The organism is Streptomyces sp. BBFR2 (genome assembly GCF_044497305.1).
GTDB lineage: Bacteria > Actinomycetota > Actinomycetes > Streptomycetales > Streptomycetaceae > Streptomyces.
Map to the genome: position 1 here is coordinate 1,526,123 of NZ_CP172415.1, position 16,137 is coordinate 1,542,259.

The window sequence follows — 16,137 nt, forward strand, 5'->3', positions numbered from 1 at the left end:
CGTGTCCGCGCCGGTCAGGCGGCGGGGACGAACGGCTGGAGCTCGGCGGCGAGTTCCTGGTGGACGCGGGCCCTGAGGACCGTGCCGTCCGCGGTGTGCTCCTCGGAGAGGACCTCGCCCTCCGCGTGTGCGCGCGAGACCAGCTTCCCCTGGGTGTAGGGGACGAGCGCCTCGATCTCGACCTCGGGGCGCGGCAGTTCCTCGTCGAGCAGCTCCAGCAGCTCGGCCATGCCCTGGCCGGTCCGGGCGGAGACCACGAGGGCGTGCTTCTCCTGACGCAGCAGCCGCTGGAGGACCAGCGGGTCGGCGGCGTCCGCCTTGTTGACGACGACGATCTCGGGGACGTCGCCCGCGCCGACGTCGCGGAACACCTCGCGGACGGCGGCGAGCTGCTCCTCGGGCGCCGGGTGCGAGCCGTCGACGACGTGCAGGATCAGGTCGGAGTCGCCGACCTCCTCCATCGTGGAGCGGAACGCCTCGACGAGGTGGTGCGGCAGGTGCCGGACGAAGCCGACGGTGTCGGCGAGGGTGTAGAGCCGCCCGCTGGGCGTCTCCGCGCGGCGGACGGTCGGGTCCAGGGTGGCGAACAGGGCGTTCTCCACCAGGACACCGGCGCCGGTGAGGCGGTTGAGCAGCGAGGACTTACCGGCGTTGGTGTAACCGGCGATGGCGACCGAGGGGATCTTGTTGCGCCGGCGTTCCTGGCGCTTGATGTCCCGGCCGGTCTTCATCTCCGCGAGCTCCCGGCGCATCTTCGCCATCTTCTCGCGGATCCGGCGCCGGTCCGTCTCGATCTTGGTCTCACCGGGGCCACGGGTGGCCATACCGCCGCCCGCGGAGCCGGAGCCACCGCCACCCATCTGCCGGGACAGCGACTGACCCCAACCGCGCAGCCGCGGCAGCATGTACTGCATCTGCGCCAGCGAGACCTGCGCCTTGCCCTCCCGGGACTTGGCGTGCTGGGCGAAGATGTCGAGGATCAGCGCGGTGCGGTCGACGACCTTGACCTTGACGACGTCTTCCAGGTGGATGAGCTGGCCCGGGGAGAGCTCACCGTCGCAGACCACCGTGTCGGCGCCGGATTCGAGGACGATGTCGCGCAGCTCCAGGGCCTTGCCGGAGCCGATGTAGGTGGCCGGGTCGGGCTTGTCGCGGCGCTGGATGACGCCGTCGAGCACCAGGGCACCGGCCGTCTCGGCGAGTGCGGCCAGCTCGGCGAGGGAGTTCTCCGCGTCGCTCGCGGTGCCGGAGGTCCAGACACCGACGAGCACCACGCGCTCCAGACGGAGCTGGCGGTACTCGACCTCGGTGACGTCTTCGAGCTCGGTGGAGAGTCCGGCGACGCGGCGCAGGGCGGCACGCTCCGACCTGTCGTACTGCTCGCCGTCACGGGCCTCGTCGATCGTGTGACTCCAGGCGACGTCCTCTTCCATCAGGGCGTCGGCCCGAAGGCTCTCGGGGAGGCGCTGGCGGTCCGCGGGAAGGGAAGAAGAGGAGGTCATTTGATCCTTTGTGTCGATGGGAGGTCCTACGGGAGGCCGGTCGGCCGCGCTGGGACCGTCGGTGGTGACAACGTCCGGGCGGCGCCGGAGATTCCCGGCCGCCGGAGTCGACCCGTCGATGGTCGCACGGGCAGTGGGGGCCGTCACGCGAGTTTCCCGGTGTTTCCACCGATTCCGGCGGACGGGCGCGCCCGTGGCACGAGGGCGCGGCCGGACCGGACGGGCGCGGTGCGGGGGCGCGGCGGGCGTACGGTGCGGGCACCGGGCACGGCGCGGGGCACCGGGCACGGCGCGGGGCACCGGGCACGGCGCGGGGCACCGGGCACGGCGCGGGGCACCGGGCCGCCCCGTGCGCGGCGCGCAGGGCGGCCCGCGCGCTCACTTCGGGCGACGGGAGGTCCACCCCGGGTGGCCGGGCATCGGCGGGGTCTTCGCGTCGTACAGCCAGGCGTGCAGGAAGGCGGAGAGATCGCGGCCGGAGACGGCGGAGGCGAGGGCGGTGAAGTCGGCGGTGGAGGCGTTGCCGTCGCGGTAGCGGGTGACCCAGGCGCGCTCCAGGCGGTCGAAGGCGGCCGGGCCGATCTTCTGGCGCAGCGCGTACAGGACGAGGGCGCTGCCGTCGTAGACGACGGGGCGGAAGATGCTGATCTTCTGTCCGGGGACGGGCCGCTTCGGTGCGGCGGGCGGTCCGCCGTCGGTCCGCCAGGTGTCCGACTCGGTGTAGGCGTGACGCATCCGCTCCTCCAGGGAGGCGCGCCTCGTCCCGCCCTTCTCCTGGGCGTAGAGCGCCTCGTACCAGGTGGCGTGGGCCTCGTTGAGCCAGAGGTCGGACCAGCGGCGGGGGCTGACGCTGTCGCCGAACCACTGGTGGGCCAGTTCGTGCACCATCACCGACTCGACGTACCAGGAGGGCAGGCGGTCCTCGGTGAAGAGGTTCTTCTCGAAGAGGGAGAGGGTCTGGGTCTCCAGCTCGAAGCCGGTGCGGGTGTCGGCGATGAGCAGCCCGTAGAGCGGGAAGGGGAAGCGGCCGACCCGGCGCTCCATCCAGGCGATCTGGCCCGGGGTGCGGTTGAGCCAGGGTTCCATGGCGGTGCGGGCGGCGGCGGGCACCACGTCGCGCACCGGCAGACCGTGCGGCCCGGGGCGGGTGAGGACGGCGGACTTCCCGAAGGAGACCTGGGCCAGTTCGGTGGCCACCGGGTGGGCGGAGCGGAAGGTGCGGGTGGGGCGGGGCCCGTCGTCGCCGCCGGGCACGGGCACCCCGCCGGCGACCGCCGTGACGCCCCGGGGCGCGGTGAGGCGGAAGGTGACGTACGCCTTGTCTGAGGGGTGGTCGTTGCAGGGGAACACCCGGTGGGCGGCGTCGGCCTGGTTGGCCATGGCGAGGCCGTCGGGGGTGCGGATCCAGCCGCCGTCGTCACCGCCCCGGGGATCGCTGGTGTGGCGGACGACGATCCGCAGCGGCGCCCCGGCGGGCACCGGGACGGCCGGGGTGATCACGACGTCCTCGCCCCGGCGGACGAAACGGGCCGGCAGCCCGCCGACGGTGACGGAGGCGACGGTGCCGCGGGCGAAGTCGAGGTTGAGGTGGTCGAGTGCCGTGGTGGCACGGGCGGTGATCGTGGTGACGGCGGCCAGCGGCCGGTCGTTGTGGCCGCTGTAGTCGAGGGCGATGTCGTACCCGAGGACGTCGTAGCCGGGGTTGCCGAGCTGGGGGAAGAGCCGGTCGCCGATGCCCACCGGGCCGGGCGCGGACGGGGCGGCGGCGCCCAGGACGGCGACGGCCGCCAGGGCGAGGGCGGTGGCGCGGCGGGCGGCGCGGGAGGGCCGGCGGCCCCGGGGCGCGGGGCGCCCGTCCTCCGGGGCGGCGGGGCGCGGCACGGCGCCCCGGGGGCGCGGGTGCGGCCCGGAACGCGCGGGGTACGGAAGGCGCCGGAGATACGGGGGAAGCAGCATGGGTTACGGCTACCAGCGCCGCCCGCCGCTCCGGTGACGGCTCTCCACCACGGCACCCGAACGGGCGGCGCGCGGCGGGCCGTGGCCCGTATACGCGGGCGCGGGGCGGGGGTGTGTTCGGTGGGCGGCGCGCCCCGGTCACCGGCTCGGGCAGGGGGCGCGTCCGGTGGCGTGCACGCCCCGCCGCGGCGGCACCGCGCGACCCGGTGCGGCGACGGGCCCGGGGCGTCAGGGGCGCGGCGCCCGGGCCCGGCGGGGCTTGACCGCCCGGGTGACGTCGTAGACGCCCGGCACCTGGCGCATGGCGCGCAGCAGGGCGGGCAGCGCGGCGGCGTCGGACAGCCGGAGCGTGTAGGTGTGGCGGACGCGCTGCTCGTAGGGGGGCTCGACGGCCGCGGAGATGACGGCGGCGCCCTGGACGGCGATGGCCTCGGTGAGGTCGGCGAGGAGGTGGGGGCGGCTGAACGCCTCGGCGCGGAGCGTGACCCGGCAGCCGTGCCCGGCCGGGCCGGTGCCGTGCCAGCGCACCCCGACCGGCTCCCGCCCGGTGGCGGCCATCCGGGCCACCACGGGGCACAGGGCGCGGTGCACGGTGACGTTGCCGCCCCGTACGGCGAATCCGGTGACGGCGTCGGGCGGTACCGGCGTACAGCACCCGGCGAGGCGGACGGCGGCGTCGGGCAGGCCGTCGACGGCGAGGGCCTCGGGCACCGGGCCGGGGCCCTCGTCCTCGGGGGAGCCGGGCCCGGACGCCTCGCCCGGGGCGGCGGGGCCGGTGGTCCCGGCCGGGGTGCGCGGGGCGGCCGGCCCGGTGGCCGGGCGGTCCGGGGACCCGTCGGCGGGGCGGTCTTCGGGGGCGCCCGACGCGGCGTCGCGCGCCCCGTCACCGTGCGCCCCCGGGGCGACCGGGGACGGTGCGTCCGCGGCGGGAACCGTGCCGCCCGTGGCCGCTCCGTCCGGGGGCGCGGAAGCAGCCGGGGCGCCCGCCCCGTCGCCCGCTGTCCGTGCCGTCTCCGGGTGCGCGCCGCGCTCGGCCAGCCAGCGGCCGATGGCGAGGCGGGCGGCGGGGGTGCGGGTGTGGTCGAGCCATTCCGGGGACGGTCCGGCGGCGGCGTCGGGCGCCATCAGCAGGTGGAGGCCGTCGCCGTCGCGCAGCACGGTGGAGAGGGGCACCAGGCGGCCGTTGACCCGGGCGCCGATGCAGCGGTGCGCGTCCTCGCCGTGCAGGGCGTACGCGCCGTCCACACAGCTCGATCCGGCGGGCAGCCCGACGGGCCGGGCGCCCGCGGCGCGGCCCGCCGGCGCGGGGTCCCCGGCGCAGAAGACGGTGATCTCACGGTCCTGGGCGAGATCGTCGCGGAGCGAGGACCAGAAGGTGTCCGAATCGGGGGTGGCGCTCTGCCACTCCAGGAGGCGGGAGAGCCACCCGGGGCGCGTCGGGTCGGCCCGCTCGCCGTCCTGCGCGTCCGCACCGGCCGCCGGGGCGTACGGATTGCCCAGGGCGATCACCCCGGCCTCCGCGACGCGGTGCATCTGGTGGGTGCGGATCAACGTTTCGGCGATCTCCCCCGCCTCGCCCGCGACGGCGGTGTGCAGCGACTGGTACAGGTTGAACTTGGGGGCCGCGATGAAGTCCTTGAACTCCGAGACGACGGGCGTGAAGCAGGTGTGCAACTCCCCCAGGACGGCGTAGCAGTCGGCGTCCTCGGGGACGAGCACCAGGATCCGCCCGAGGTCGGCGCCGGTCAGCTCACCGCGGGCGCGCCGCACCCGGTGCACGGAGACGAGGTGGCGGGGCCGCAGCCGGACCTCCGCGTCGATACCGGCGTCGGTCAGGACCGTACGCATCCGGCCGGCGAGCGCGGCGAGCGGGTCGGGGCGCCCGGCGTGCGCGCGCAGCAGGCGGCGGGTGGCGGCGTACTCCTCCGGGTGCAGGATCGCGAAGACCAGGTCCTCCAGCTCGCTCTTGAGGGCCTGGACGCCGAGGCGTTCGGCGAGCGGGATGAGGACGTCGCGGGTGACCTTGGCGATCCGGACCTGTTTCTCGGGGCGCATCACGCCGAGGGTGCGCATGTTGTGCAGCCGGTCGGCGAGTTTGATCGACATCACGCGGACGTCGTGGCCGGTGGCGACGAGCATCTTGCGGAACGTCTCCGGTTCGGCGGCGGCGCCGTAGTCGACCTTCTCCAGCTTGGTGACGCCGTCGACGAGATAGCGGACCTCGGCGCCGAACTCCGCCCGCACCTGGTCGAGCGTCACCTCGGTGTCCTCGACGGTGTCGTGGAGCAGCGAGGCGGTCAACGTCGTGGTCTCCGCGCCGAGTTCGGCGAGAATGAGGGTCACCGCGAGCGGGTGGGTGATGTATGGTTCGCCGCTTTTCCGCATCTGGCCGCGGTGCGAGGACTCGGCGAGCGTGTACGCCTTGGCGAGGATGGCGAGGTCGGCGTCCGGATGGTGGCCGCGGTGGACCTTGGCGACGTGTTCCAGCGCGTCGGGCAGACCGCCGCGCGGCGCCGGGCCGAGCAGCGCGGCCCGGCCGATGCGGCGCAGTCCGCGCAGCGCGGGGCGGGGCAGGCCACGGCGGCTCCGGGCCGTGTCCGGGTTTCCAGGGTTCGTGGCCTCTGCGCTCATGGGCACCTCCGGCAGCGAGTCGACCGGCGGTCTGGCGCCGTCGGTTGAGCGGCCGGGCCGGTGGTTGATGCTACCGAGCCCACCACGCGCCGTTGCCCGCCCCCTCCCCCCTACGAAACGGATCACCCGTTCGAGCGAACTTCCCGGCGGCGGCCGTGTCTTGGGAGGGCGGCGGTGCGACGGCGTACGGTCAGGCCGCTTCCCCGGCGAGCCACGCGGGGTCGAGGGTCCCCTCGGCGACGATCACGGCGGGCCCGGTCATCTCCACCGTCCCGTCGGGCAGTTCGGTGATCTCCAGGGTGCCGCCGAGGACGTCGACGGTGTACGTGACGGGGGTGCCGGTCAGCGCCGGGTCGATGCCGTCGCGGCGGGCGGTGGCGACGGCCACGGCGCACGCGCCGGTACCGCAGGAGCGGGTCTCGCCGGAGCCGCGCTCGTGCACCCGCATCGCGACGTGGCGCGGTCCGCGGTCGGCGACGAACTCGACGTTGACGCCCTCCGGGTAGACCGTGGCGGGCGCGACACCGGGGGCGTCGAGGAGGTTGCCGGCGTGGGCCAGGTCCTCGACGAACGCGACGGCGTGCGGGTTGCCCATGCTGACGTTCCGGGACGGCCAGGTGCGCTCGCCCACGGTGATGTCGGCCCCGCCCTCGGACAGCTCGGCGCGCCCCATGCCGACGGTGACGTCACCGGTCTTGGCGAGGTGCACCCGGCGGACCCCCGCACGGGTGGCGACGGTGAGATCCCCGGCCTCGGCCAGTCCGGCGTGGAGGAGGTAGCGGGCGAAGACCCGGACGCCGTTGCCGCACATCTCGGCGACCGATCCGTCACCGTTGCGGTAGTCCATGAACCACTCGGCCTCACCGGCCATCGCCCGCGCCTCGGGGTGGGCGGCGGACCGCACGACGCGCAGCACGCCGTCCGCGCCGATCCCGGCCCGCCGGTCGCAGATCCGGGCGACCTCGGCGGCGGTCAGGTCGAGCCGGCCGTCCGGGTCCGGAACGATCACGAAGTCGTTCTCGGTGCCGTGGCCCTTGAGGAAGTCGATACGCGCTGCGGTGCTCACCCCTGAATCGTACGGGCCGCAGGGACGATCCGGCACGCGGGGCGCCACGGCGGCACGGGGCCGGGCGGGGGCGTGGGCACGTACGGCGGAGCGGGCCGCACGGGGCGGTACGAGGGCGTGGGGCGGGCGCGTGGGGCGTCGCGCACACACGCGGCGCACGGGGCGCGGCACGCACCGGCAGGAGGGCACGAGGCGCGTACGGCTGGTGCGGTACGGGACGGCCCGGCGCGCGGCTCACACCCCGGTGGAGGCGTGGGGCGCGTACGGCGGACCGGTACGGGGCGGCGTGCGAGGCTCGGCGTACGGGGCAGCTCCCGCCCCGTGGCCCGGCGGGCTGCCGGAGCCGGGCCCCGTGGGCTCAGCGGAGGCGGGTGACGCGCCAGATGGCGAGGGCGGCGGGGACGACCACCACGGCGGTGTAGGCGAGGATCACCCGCCAGCTCGCGCGGCGGCCGGAGCCGCGGGTGGGAAGTCCGGGCCAGGTGTGGCCGACGCGGCGGGCGGCCATCATGCCCCAGCCCGCGGCGCAGCAGCACAGCAGCAGACCGAGCATCGCGATGGGGGCGCCGCCGTCGCCGCCGAACTCGAAGGCGAGGGGGAAGGCGAACATCAGCGAGCCCACGGCGGCGAGGGCCACGACCGGTGCCAGTTGCCACAGCCGCAGCCGCCGCGGCGGGCGCAGCTCGCGGAACGACTCGCCGCCCTCGGCGGCCGGCTCCTCGGCATCGGGCCCGTCGGAGCCGTCCAGCGCGGGACTCCGCGGGGCCTGGAGGGCGGTGCCGTCCGGCTCCGGAAGATCATCGGCGGGGCCGCCGGGAACGGCATACGGAGCGGCGTCCCCGGGGTGCGGCGCCGGGGCTTTGGGATCGCGCGGCGCCGTGCCGGTGCCGTTCCGGTCCGGTTGCTGCGCTCCGTCACGAGGGCCGGCCTCCATTGCCACGCGCCCTCCCCACTGCAGACTGCACGCTCGATCGACGGTTGATGATGACACGCGCTCCGGGGCCCCGATGACGGGCGGAGCGTCCCGATGCCATGACGTGATCAGGCTGTGACCGGTCGTTCGACGAGGGAAAGCGCGTGCCGCCGCAGTTCCGCGCGGTCGGCCTCGGCGCCGCTGAGCCAGTGGACCCGGGGGTCGCGGCGGAACCACGCGTCCTGCCGCCGGGCGAACCGTTTCGTGGCCCGTACGGTCTCCTGACGCGCTTCCGCTTCGGTGCACTCCCCGGCCAGGTGGGCGAGGACCTGCTGGTAGCCGAGGGCGCGGGAGGCGGTGCGGCCCTCGCGCAGTCCGACGGCCTCCAGAGCGCGTACCTCGTCGACGAGTCCGTCCTCCCACATGCGGTCGACACGGCGGGCGATGCGGTCGTTCAGCTCCGGCCGCTCGACGCCGACGCCGATCTGGAGGGTGTCGTAGACGCCCTCGTGACCGGGGAGGTTGGCGGTGAAGGGGCGGCCGGTGATCTCGATGACCTCCAGGGCGCGCACGATGCGGCGGCCGTTGCCGGGCAGGATCGCGCGGGCGGCCTCCGGGTCGGCGGCGGCGAGCCGGGCGTGCAGGGCGCCGCTGCCCAGCTCGGCCAGCTCGGCCTCCAGGCGGGCGCGGACCTCCGGGTCGGTGCCGGGGAACTCCAGGGCGTCGAGGGCACCGCGTACGTAGAGCCCGGAGCCGCCGACGAGGACGGGGGTGCGGCCCTCGGCGAGCAGCCGGTCGATCTCGGCGCGGGCCAGGCGCTGGTACTCGGCGACGTTGGCGGCGCGGGTGACGTCCCAGATGTCGAGGAGGTGGTGCGGGACGCCCCGCCGCTCCGCCTCGGTGAGCTTGGCGGTGCCGATGTCCATCCCGCGGTAGAGCTGCATGGAATCGGCGTTGATCACCTCGCCGCCCAGGTGCGCGGCGAGCGCGACCCCCAGATCGGACTTCCCGGCCGCGGTGGGCCCGACGACGGCGATGACCCGCGGAGCGGGGACTGCGGTGTTCACGGAGCCAGTCTCCCAAACCTCACCGGTGGCCGGGGCCCGGGGCCGGTCCGCACGGGGCGGACCACAGGCGGCGCCCGCCGGGACGCGGGGGCGCCCCGCCTATCCCCAACTGGCGACGAAGTACCCCACCCCGTACGGCGCCTCGTCGTAGCGCAGCGTTCCGCGGAGGGGGGTGCCCGCGCGGGCGGCGCCGGTGAGGAGTTGCCAGGGGGCGCGGCCGGTCACCTGGAGGGAGGCGGCCTCCTCGGGGTCGAGGGCGGCGAGGGCTTCGGTGTCGGCGGCGCCCAGGGCGCGGGCGAGGGCGGCGTCGTGGTCCGCGGCGCGGGGGTCGAAGTAGCCGGGGGCCTTGACCGTGCGGCAGGCGCTGCCGTCGCCCATGACCAGGAGCGCCACCCGGGGGGCGGACGCGGCCAGTTCGCGGCCCGCCTCCAGGCAGTCCTCGGGGGCGAGCGCCGTGTCCACGCCCAGGCCGGTGACGGGGGCGTCGACGGGGGCCGCGTGGGCGAGCAGCCAGGCGCCGACGGCGAGCGAGGGCGGCAGCGGGCGCTCGGGCGGGTGCGGCGCGGCGCCGAGGGCGACGTCGAGGTCCACGCCGAAGCCGCGGAACGAGCCGGTGGCGCCCTGCGGGTACGGGCCCTGTCCGGCCCGGTCGGCGGGGCCGACGACGACCAGCCGGTCGGGGCGGGCGGCGGCGAGGGCGCCGACGGCCTCCCGGCAGGCGGCGCGGAGCGGGTCCAGCTCACCGGCGGCGCCGGCGGCGACCTCGGGGACGAGCAGGGGCGGGCACGGGCACAGGGCGGCGGCTACGAGCATGGCAGGCAGCGTAGCCCGCACGGGGGACGGCACCCAGCCGGGCCGCCACCCACGGTTCCTCCCGCCACGGGCCGCGTATCCGCACGGGGCGGGGGCCGCTGTGGGCCGCGTACCCGGAGGGGGACGAGCCGGGGCCCGCGAACCCGGAGGGGGACGAGCCGGGGGGCTCGTACCCGGCCGAAGGTGAGCCGTGGGCCGCGCGGGCGCCCGGGCGAAAGCATCCGTCCCCGTCCCACGGGGCAGGAGGTCCGCCCCGTGGGACGGGGACAAGTCGGGGCCGCGCCTCCGCCCGGGGCACACCGTGAGCCGCACGGGGCGGGAAGCCGGCCGTGGCCGCGTATCCGGACGGGGCGGGCCGTGGGCACGCGGCTGCCCGGGACAAAATCCGCGGCCCCGCCGAGCGGGAAGCCCGCCGTGGGCGCGTGGCGCGGCGGGACGGGGCGTCGTCCCAGGGGATACGGCGGCCGCCTCGTGGCGCACACAGCGGGACGGGCCGCCCAGCAAGGCGGCCCGTCCCGGCACACGGAGTCCGCCCCGCGCGGCGCACAGTGGTGCGGCCGCGCCGGGGCACGTCCCTCAGTCGCAGCCGCAGCCGCCGGTCGGGGCGGGGGCGGCGGCCGGGGCGCCGATGGTGGGCAGGCCCAGCATGACGCCGGCGGGCTTGGCGGCGGGGGCGGCGTTGCGGCGTTCCCAGGCGTCGCCCGCGGCGGTGCGGCGGACCGCGGAGACGGGGCCCTCGGCCAGCAGGTGGTGCGGGGCGGCGTAGGTGATGTCGACGGTCACCATGTCGCCGGGGCGGACCGGCTCCTCGGGGCGCGTGAAGTGGACGAGGCGGTTGTCGGGGGCGCGGCCGGAGAGGCGGCGGGTGGCGTCGTCCTTGCGGCCCTCGCCCTCGGCGACCATGACCTCCAGGGTGCGGCCGACCTGCTTCTTGTTCTCCTCCCAGGAGATCTCCTCCTGGAGGGCGACGAGGCGCTCGTACCGCGCCTGGACGACCTCCTTGGGGATCTGGCCGTCCATCTCGGCGGCGGGGGTGCCGGGGCGCTTGGAGTACTGGAAGGTGAACGCCTGGGCGAAGCGGGACTCGCGGACCGTGTGGAGGGTCTGCTCGAAGTCCTCCTCGGTCTCGCCGGGGAAGCCGACGATGATGTCGGTGGAGAGCGCGGCGTCCGGCATCGCGGCGCGGACCTTCTCGATGATGCCGAGGAAGCGCTCCTGGCGGTACGAGCGGCGCATCGCCTTCAGGACGCGGTCGGAGCCGGACTGGAGGGGCATGTGCAGTTGCGGCATGACGTTCGGCGTCTCGGCCATGGCGGCGATGACGTCGTCGGTGAAGTCGCGCGGGTGCGGGGAGGTGAAGCGGACCCGCTCCAGGCCCTCGATCCTCCCGCAGGCACGCAGCAGCTTGGAGAACGCCTCGCGGTCGCCGATGTCGGAGCCGTAGGCATTGACGTTCTGGCCGAGGAGGGTGATCTCGGAGACGCCTTCGGAGACCAGCGCCTCGATCTCGGCGAGGATGTCGCCGGGCCGGCGGTCCTTCTCCTTGCCGCGCAGCGCCGGGACGATGCAGAACGTGCAGGTGTTGTTGCAGCCGACGGAGATGGAGACCCACGCGGCGTACGCGCTCTCGCGGCGGGTGGGCAGCGTCGAGGGGAACGCCTCCAGGGACTCGGCGATCTCGACCTGCGCCTCCTCCTGGACGCGGGCGCGCTCCAGCAGGACCGGCAGCTTGCCGATGTTGTGCGTGCCGAAGACCACGTCGACCCAGGGGGCCTTCTTGACGATGGTGTCGCGGTCCTTCTGGGCGAGGCAGCCGCCGACGGCGATCTGCATGCCGGGGCGGGCGGCCTTCTTGGGGGCGAGCTGGCCGAGGTTGCCGTAGAGGCGGTTGTCGGCGTTCTCGCGGACCGCGCAGGTGTTGAAGACGACGATGTCGGCGCCGTCGGCGTCCTTGGGGGCGCGGACGTAGCCGGCGTCCTCCAGGAGGCCCGAGAGCCGTTCGGAGTCGTGGACGTTCATCTGGCACCCGTAGGTGCGGATCTCGTAGCTTCGCTCAACGCCCACGTCACAACTCCGGTCCCTGCTGCTGGTCACCTCACAAGGGTAAGGGGGTGCGGGGAGCGGGTGTCCCCCGGCGACGGGGCGGGGCCCGTACGGGACCGGACGCCGCCGGTCAGCGGCGGCCCCGGCGCGGCGGCAGGCCCGGCAGACCGCGCGGGGCGAGCGGCGGGGCGGGGAGGTCGAGCGGGGCGGCGCCGGGGGCGAAGGCGGTGTCCCGGCACTGTTCGGGGGCGACGCCGGCGAAGCGCATCAGATCGGTGGCGGCCGCACGGGCGGCGGCGCCCGTCACCGACCGCTCGGGGTACGGGGCGCCGGCCTCGTCGCGGGTGAGATCGCGGACGGCGGCCCGCGCCTCCTCCGCCGCGCCCCTGCGGGTGGCGTGGTCGCCGGGGGCGGCGGCGAGGGTGGCCACCGCGTCGGCGAAGGCGGCGACGGCGCGGATCACGGGCCCCCGGCGGGCGGCGGGGGTGTCCGCCGCCACCCGGATCAGCGCCAGGCAACTGTGGGTGAGGGGCGCCAGCTCCCCCGCGTACGCCACCTCGCGCGCGATGTCGTCCGTGCGCCCCCACCATCGGACCGTGCGCCGTGCGGCGTGGTGGCCGGCCTCGCGCATCCGGGCGACCTCGGCCAGCGGCTCGTGCGCGTCCGTCAGCAGGCGGGCCGCCCGACGTGCGGAGCGGGTGTCGCCGCGGGTGAGGGCGTCGGCGGTGTGGCGCAACGCGTCCGCGAGGGTGTGCAGCACGGCCGTCTCGGCGCGGCGCAGCAGGGCGATCGGTTCGGCGGGGAAGAGGACCTGGCTGACCAGGAGGGCGACGCCGGCGCCGATGAGGGCGTCGGTGAGCCGGTTGATCCCCGAGCCGCGGACCCCGGTGGCCACCGTGAGGATGGCGCTCGCCGCGGCCTGGGCGAGCACGATCCGTTCGTCGCTGAGCGCCAGGGCCGCCACCAGCGCGACGCAGGTGGCGACGGTGAGCGCGGCGGCGCCGTGCCCGAGGAGGAGCAGCGCCGCCTCACCGGCGAGGATGCCGACGACGACGCCGACGAGCAGCCGTACCGCGTTGGAGCCGCGCTCACCGCGGGAGGCGTTCAGCGCCACGACGGTGGCGATGGGGGCGAAGAACGGCTGGTGGTGCGAGATGAGGTGGGTGGCCACCACCCAGGAGGCGGTCACCGCGGCGGTCTGCTGGAGCACCGGCCAGGCCGCCGCCTCGATCCGGTCGCGGGCGCCGGTGCGGCGGGCCCCCGGATGCGCCCCGGAGGGCGGGGGCCCGGGGCGGCCCGCGCTCACCGCGCGGGGGCCGGGGTGTGCGGATGGAAGCGGGACCGGAGCGCGGCGTCGACCTCCTCGAAGGTGCGGCCCTTGGTCTCGGGGACGAAGCGGGCCACGAAGAGCAGCGCGCCGGCACAGACCGCGGCGAAGATCCAGAAGGTCGGGCCCTGGCCGATCGCCTGGACCACGGGCAGGAACGCCTGCCCGACGACGAAGTTGGACGCCCAGTTCGTGGTGGTCGAGACGCTGGAGCCGCGGGAGCGGACGGCGGGCGGGAACAGCTCGCCGACCAGCACCCAGAAGACCGGTCCGAGCCCGCCGCTGTACGCGATGATGTAGAGCAGCATGAAGACCAGCGGCATCCCCGAGCCCCAGCCGGCGACGAAGGACAGCCCGAGCAGGACGAGCGTGACGCCCATGCCGGTCAGGGAGATCAGCATCAGGCGGCGGCGTCCCCAGCGGTCGATCAGATGGATCGCGACGAGGGTCATGGCGAGGTTCACCACGCCGATGAAGACCGAGTAGAAGATCGAGTTGGAGGCGGTCAGACCGGTCTGCTCGATGATCGTCGGGGCGTAGTAGATGATCGTGTTGATACCGCCGAACTGCTGCACCGCGGCGAGGGTGAGGCCGACGATCAGCGCGGGCCGCACCGCGGGGGCCAGCAGGGCACGCCGTCCGGTGCCCTTGGCGGTGCCGGACTCCTCGCCGGCGTGGCGGGCGCGGCGCTGCCGGGCGCGTTCCAGCAGCCGGTCGGCGGTGGCGTCGTTGGTGACCGACGCGATGATCTTCCGGGCCCGGTCGGGCCGGTCGTGCAGGATCAGCCACTGCGGCGACTCCGGGAGCAGCAACATGGCGCCGGCCACCACCAGCACGGCGGGGACGGCGCCGACCGCGAACATCGCGCGCCAGTTCCCGCTGCCGGCGAAGGCCAGGTTGATCAGGTAGGCGACGAGGATGCCCACGGTGATCATGAGCTGGTTGGCGCTGAGGACCCGGCCGCGGATGTCGGGCGGGGAGATCTCCGACAGGTAGACGGGGACGGTCGCGGAGGCGGCGCCGACCGCGAGTCCGAGCACCACCCGGGCGACGAGCAGCACGGCGAAGCCGGGGGCGAGGACGGCGAGCGCGGTGCCGATGAGGAAGACGGTGCCCTCCAGGGCGAGGGCCTTGCGGCGGCCGAGGCGTTCCGCGAGGCGTCCGGCGCCCAGCGCGCCGGCCATCGCGCCGATGAGCAGGACGCTGACGACGGCGCCCTGTTCGGCGGCGTCGAGCCCGAAGTCCCTCTTGATGAACAGCAGCGCGCCGGAGACGACTCCGGTGTCGAAGCCGAAGAGGAAGCCGCCGAGCGCGATCACCGACGCCCAGCGCCGGATCTTGCGCAGCCCGGCGGGCGGCACCTCGTCGAGCGGTCCTTCGGTGCCCGGTTCCCGGGAGAAGCCCTGTACCACGCTCTGCCTCCACGCCACGGTCGTCGCCGCGCACGGTGCCGCGCGCTCAGCAGAGGTTCCTGATCCGCCCGGCGCCCAAACCTGTCCGTACGGGGCCGGGCGGCTGCGATTGCGGGGCGGTGCGGGCCACGGCAGGCTGTTACGGACCGGCTGGTTCCGGATCGACGCGTGGCGCGGTGCCCGAGCATCCGCGCCACGGGAAGGCGGCAGCATGCGGGCCATCACGGTGGTGCCAGGATCCCCCGCTCAGGTGCGGGTGTCCGAGGTGCCGGAACCCGATCCCGCGCCGGACACCCTCCTGGTGCGCGGGGACCTGCTGGGCATCTGCGGGACGGACGCCGACATCGTCGAGCAGGGATACGGGGCGCCACCACCGGGGCAGGACCGGCTGGTCGTGGGGCACGAGTCGCTGGGCACGGTCCTGACGGCGCCGGAGGGCTCGGGTTTCGCCCCGGGGGACCGCGTCGCGGGCATCGTGCGGCGGCCGGACCCGGAGCCGTGCGCCGCGTGCGCCGACGGCCAGTGGGACTTCTGCCGCAACGACCGCTACACCGAGCGCGGCATCAAGGAGCTGCACGGCTACGGCGCCGAACTCTGGTCCCTGCCACCGGAGTTCGCGGTCCGCCTCGATCCGGCCCTGGAGGACTGCGGGGTGCTGCTGGAGCCGGTGTCGGTGCTGGCCAAGGCGTGGGAGCAGACCGAACGCATCCTCACCCGGACGGCGGGCCGCCCCGAGGTGGCGCTCGTGACCGGCGCGGGTCCTGTCGGCCTGTTCGCGGCGCTGCTGGGGGTGCAGCGGGGTCTGGAGGTCCATGTGCTGGACCTCAACGGCGAGGGGCCGAAGCCGCGGCTGGTGGCGGATCTGGGGGCGACGTTCCACACCGGTACGCCCGACGCCCTCGGTGTACGCCCGGACGTCGTCATCGAGTGCACCGGCCACGGCCCGCTGATCGGTCCGCTCACCCGGATCGTCACCCCGGGCGCCGTCATCTGCCTGACCGGGCTCTCCTCGGCGACGGCGACGGTACCCGTCGGCGCGGATCTGCTGAACAAGGAGATCGTGCTGAAGAACGCGGTGCTCTTCGGTTCCGTGAACGCCGCGCGCCGCAACTACGAGCAGGCGGCCGACGCGCTGGCGCGGGCCGACCGTGCCTGGCTGGAGCGGCTGCTGACCCGCCGCGTCCCGATGAGCGGTTTCGCCGACGCGCTGCGCAAGGGCCCAAAGGACGTGAAGGTCGTCGTGGACCTGCGGGCGGACTGACGGGACCCGTACGGGGCGGCCGGACGGCGGGCGGCACCGCGGCACCCGGAGGCGCCCGCCGCACACCCCGCGCCGTGCGCCCGCCCCGGTACGCCACACGCCCCCTCGGGGCGCCGCACCGCTCCCCGGGCACGCCACCGGCCCCC

At 75.6% G+C, this 16,137-nt stretch carries 11 protein-coding genes; 1 reads left to right on the forward strand and 10 read right to left on the reverse strand.

Annotation, left to right across the window (positions count from 1 at the left end):
- Positions 1-14: 14 nt before the first annotated feature.
- The 10 genes from hflX to ACGH2B_RS05350 all read right to left on the reverse strand — a co-directional run bounded on the left by hflX (position 15) and on the right by ACGH2B_RS05350 (position 14,730).
- Positions 15-1,502: a GTPase HflX gene (gene hflX, locus ACGH2B_RS05305; RefSeq protein ID WP_399084845.1), complete on the reverse strand. Its 1,488-nt coding sequence runs from the start codon at positions 1,500-1,502 to the stop codon at positions 15-17.
- Between the two features lie 378 nt (positions 1,503-1,880).
- Entirely contained in the window at positions 1,881-3,458 is a 1,578-nt protein-coding gene (locus ACGH2B_RS05310) for a M1 family metallopeptidase (protein ID WP_399084848.1), read from the reverse strand.
- A 228-nt stretch (positions 3,459-3,686) separates the two neighbouring features.
- Positions 3,687-6,089: a RelA/SpoT family protein gene (locus ACGH2B_RS05315; RefSeq protein WP_399084851.1), complete on the reverse strand. Its 2,403-nt coding sequence runs from the start codon at positions 6,087-6,089 to the stop codon at positions 3,687-3,689.
- A gap of 190 nt (positions 6,090-6,279) precedes the next feature.
- The gene (gene dapF / locus ACGH2B_RS05320; RefSeq protein ID WP_399084854.1) at positions 6,280-7,155 is read right to left on the reverse strand and encodes a diaminopimelate epimerase; all 876 of its coding nucleotides are present in this window, start codon (positions 7,153-7,155) and stop codon (positions 6,280-6,282) included.
- A gap of 358 nt (positions 7,156-7,513) precedes the next feature.
- A complete protein-coding gene (locus ACGH2B_RS05325) occupies positions 7,514-8,089 on the reverse strand; it encodes a hypothetical protein (protein ID WP_399096725.1) in 576 nt (191 codons plus the stop codon).
- Between the two features lie 107 nt (positions 8,090-8,196).
- A complete protein-coding gene (gene miaA / locus ACGH2B_RS05330) occupies positions 8,197-9,135 on the reverse strand; it encodes a tRNA (adenosine(37)-N6)-dimethylallyltransferase MiaA (protein ID WP_399084857.1) in 939 nt (312 codons plus the stop codon).
- Between the two features lie 99 nt (positions 9,136-9,234).
- On the reverse strand, positions 9,235-9,948 hold the full coding sequence (locus tag ACGH2B_RS05335; protein ID WP_399084860.1) for a class III extradiol dioxygenase subunit B-like domain-containing protein: 714 nt from the start codon (positions 9,946-9,948) through the stop codon (positions 9,235-9,237).
- A 576-nt stretch (positions 9,949-10,524) separates the two neighbouring features.
- Positions 10,525-12,012 (reverse strand): tRNA (N6-isopentenyl adenosine(37)-C2)-methylthiotransferase MiaB, encoded by a 1,488-nt coding sequence (gene miaB / locus ACGH2B_RS05340; RefSeq protein WP_399096728.1) that lies wholly within the window; start codon positions 12,010-12,012, stop codon positions 10,525-10,527.
- A 109-nt stretch (positions 12,013-12,121) separates the two neighbouring features.
- Positions 12,122-13,297 carry an aromatic acid exporter family protein gene (locus ACGH2B_RS05345; RefSeq protein ID WP_399084863.1) on the reverse strand — a complete coding sequence of 392 codons (1,176 nt, stop codon included), beginning with the start codon at positions 13,295-13,297 and terminating at the stop codon, positions 12,122-12,124.
- A complete protein-coding gene (locus tag ACGH2B_RS05350; RefSeq protein ID WP_399084866.1) occupies positions 13,294-14,730 on the reverse strand; it encodes a sugar porter family MFS transporter in 1,437 nt (478 codons plus the stop codon). Before ACGH2B_RS05350 ends, ACGH2B_RS05345 begins: the two co-directional genes overlap by 4 nt.
- 211 nt (positions 14,731-14,941) lie before the next feature.
- Between ACGH2B_RS05350 and ACGH2B_RS05355 the strand changes: the two genes are divergently transcribed.
- On the forward strand, positions 14,942-15,991 hold the full coding sequence (locus tag ACGH2B_RS05355; RefSeq protein ID WP_399084869.1) for a glucose 1-dehydrogenase: 1,050 nt from the start codon (positions 14,942-14,944) through the stop codon (positions 15,989-15,991).
- Positions 15,992-16,137 lie beyond the last annotated feature (146 nt).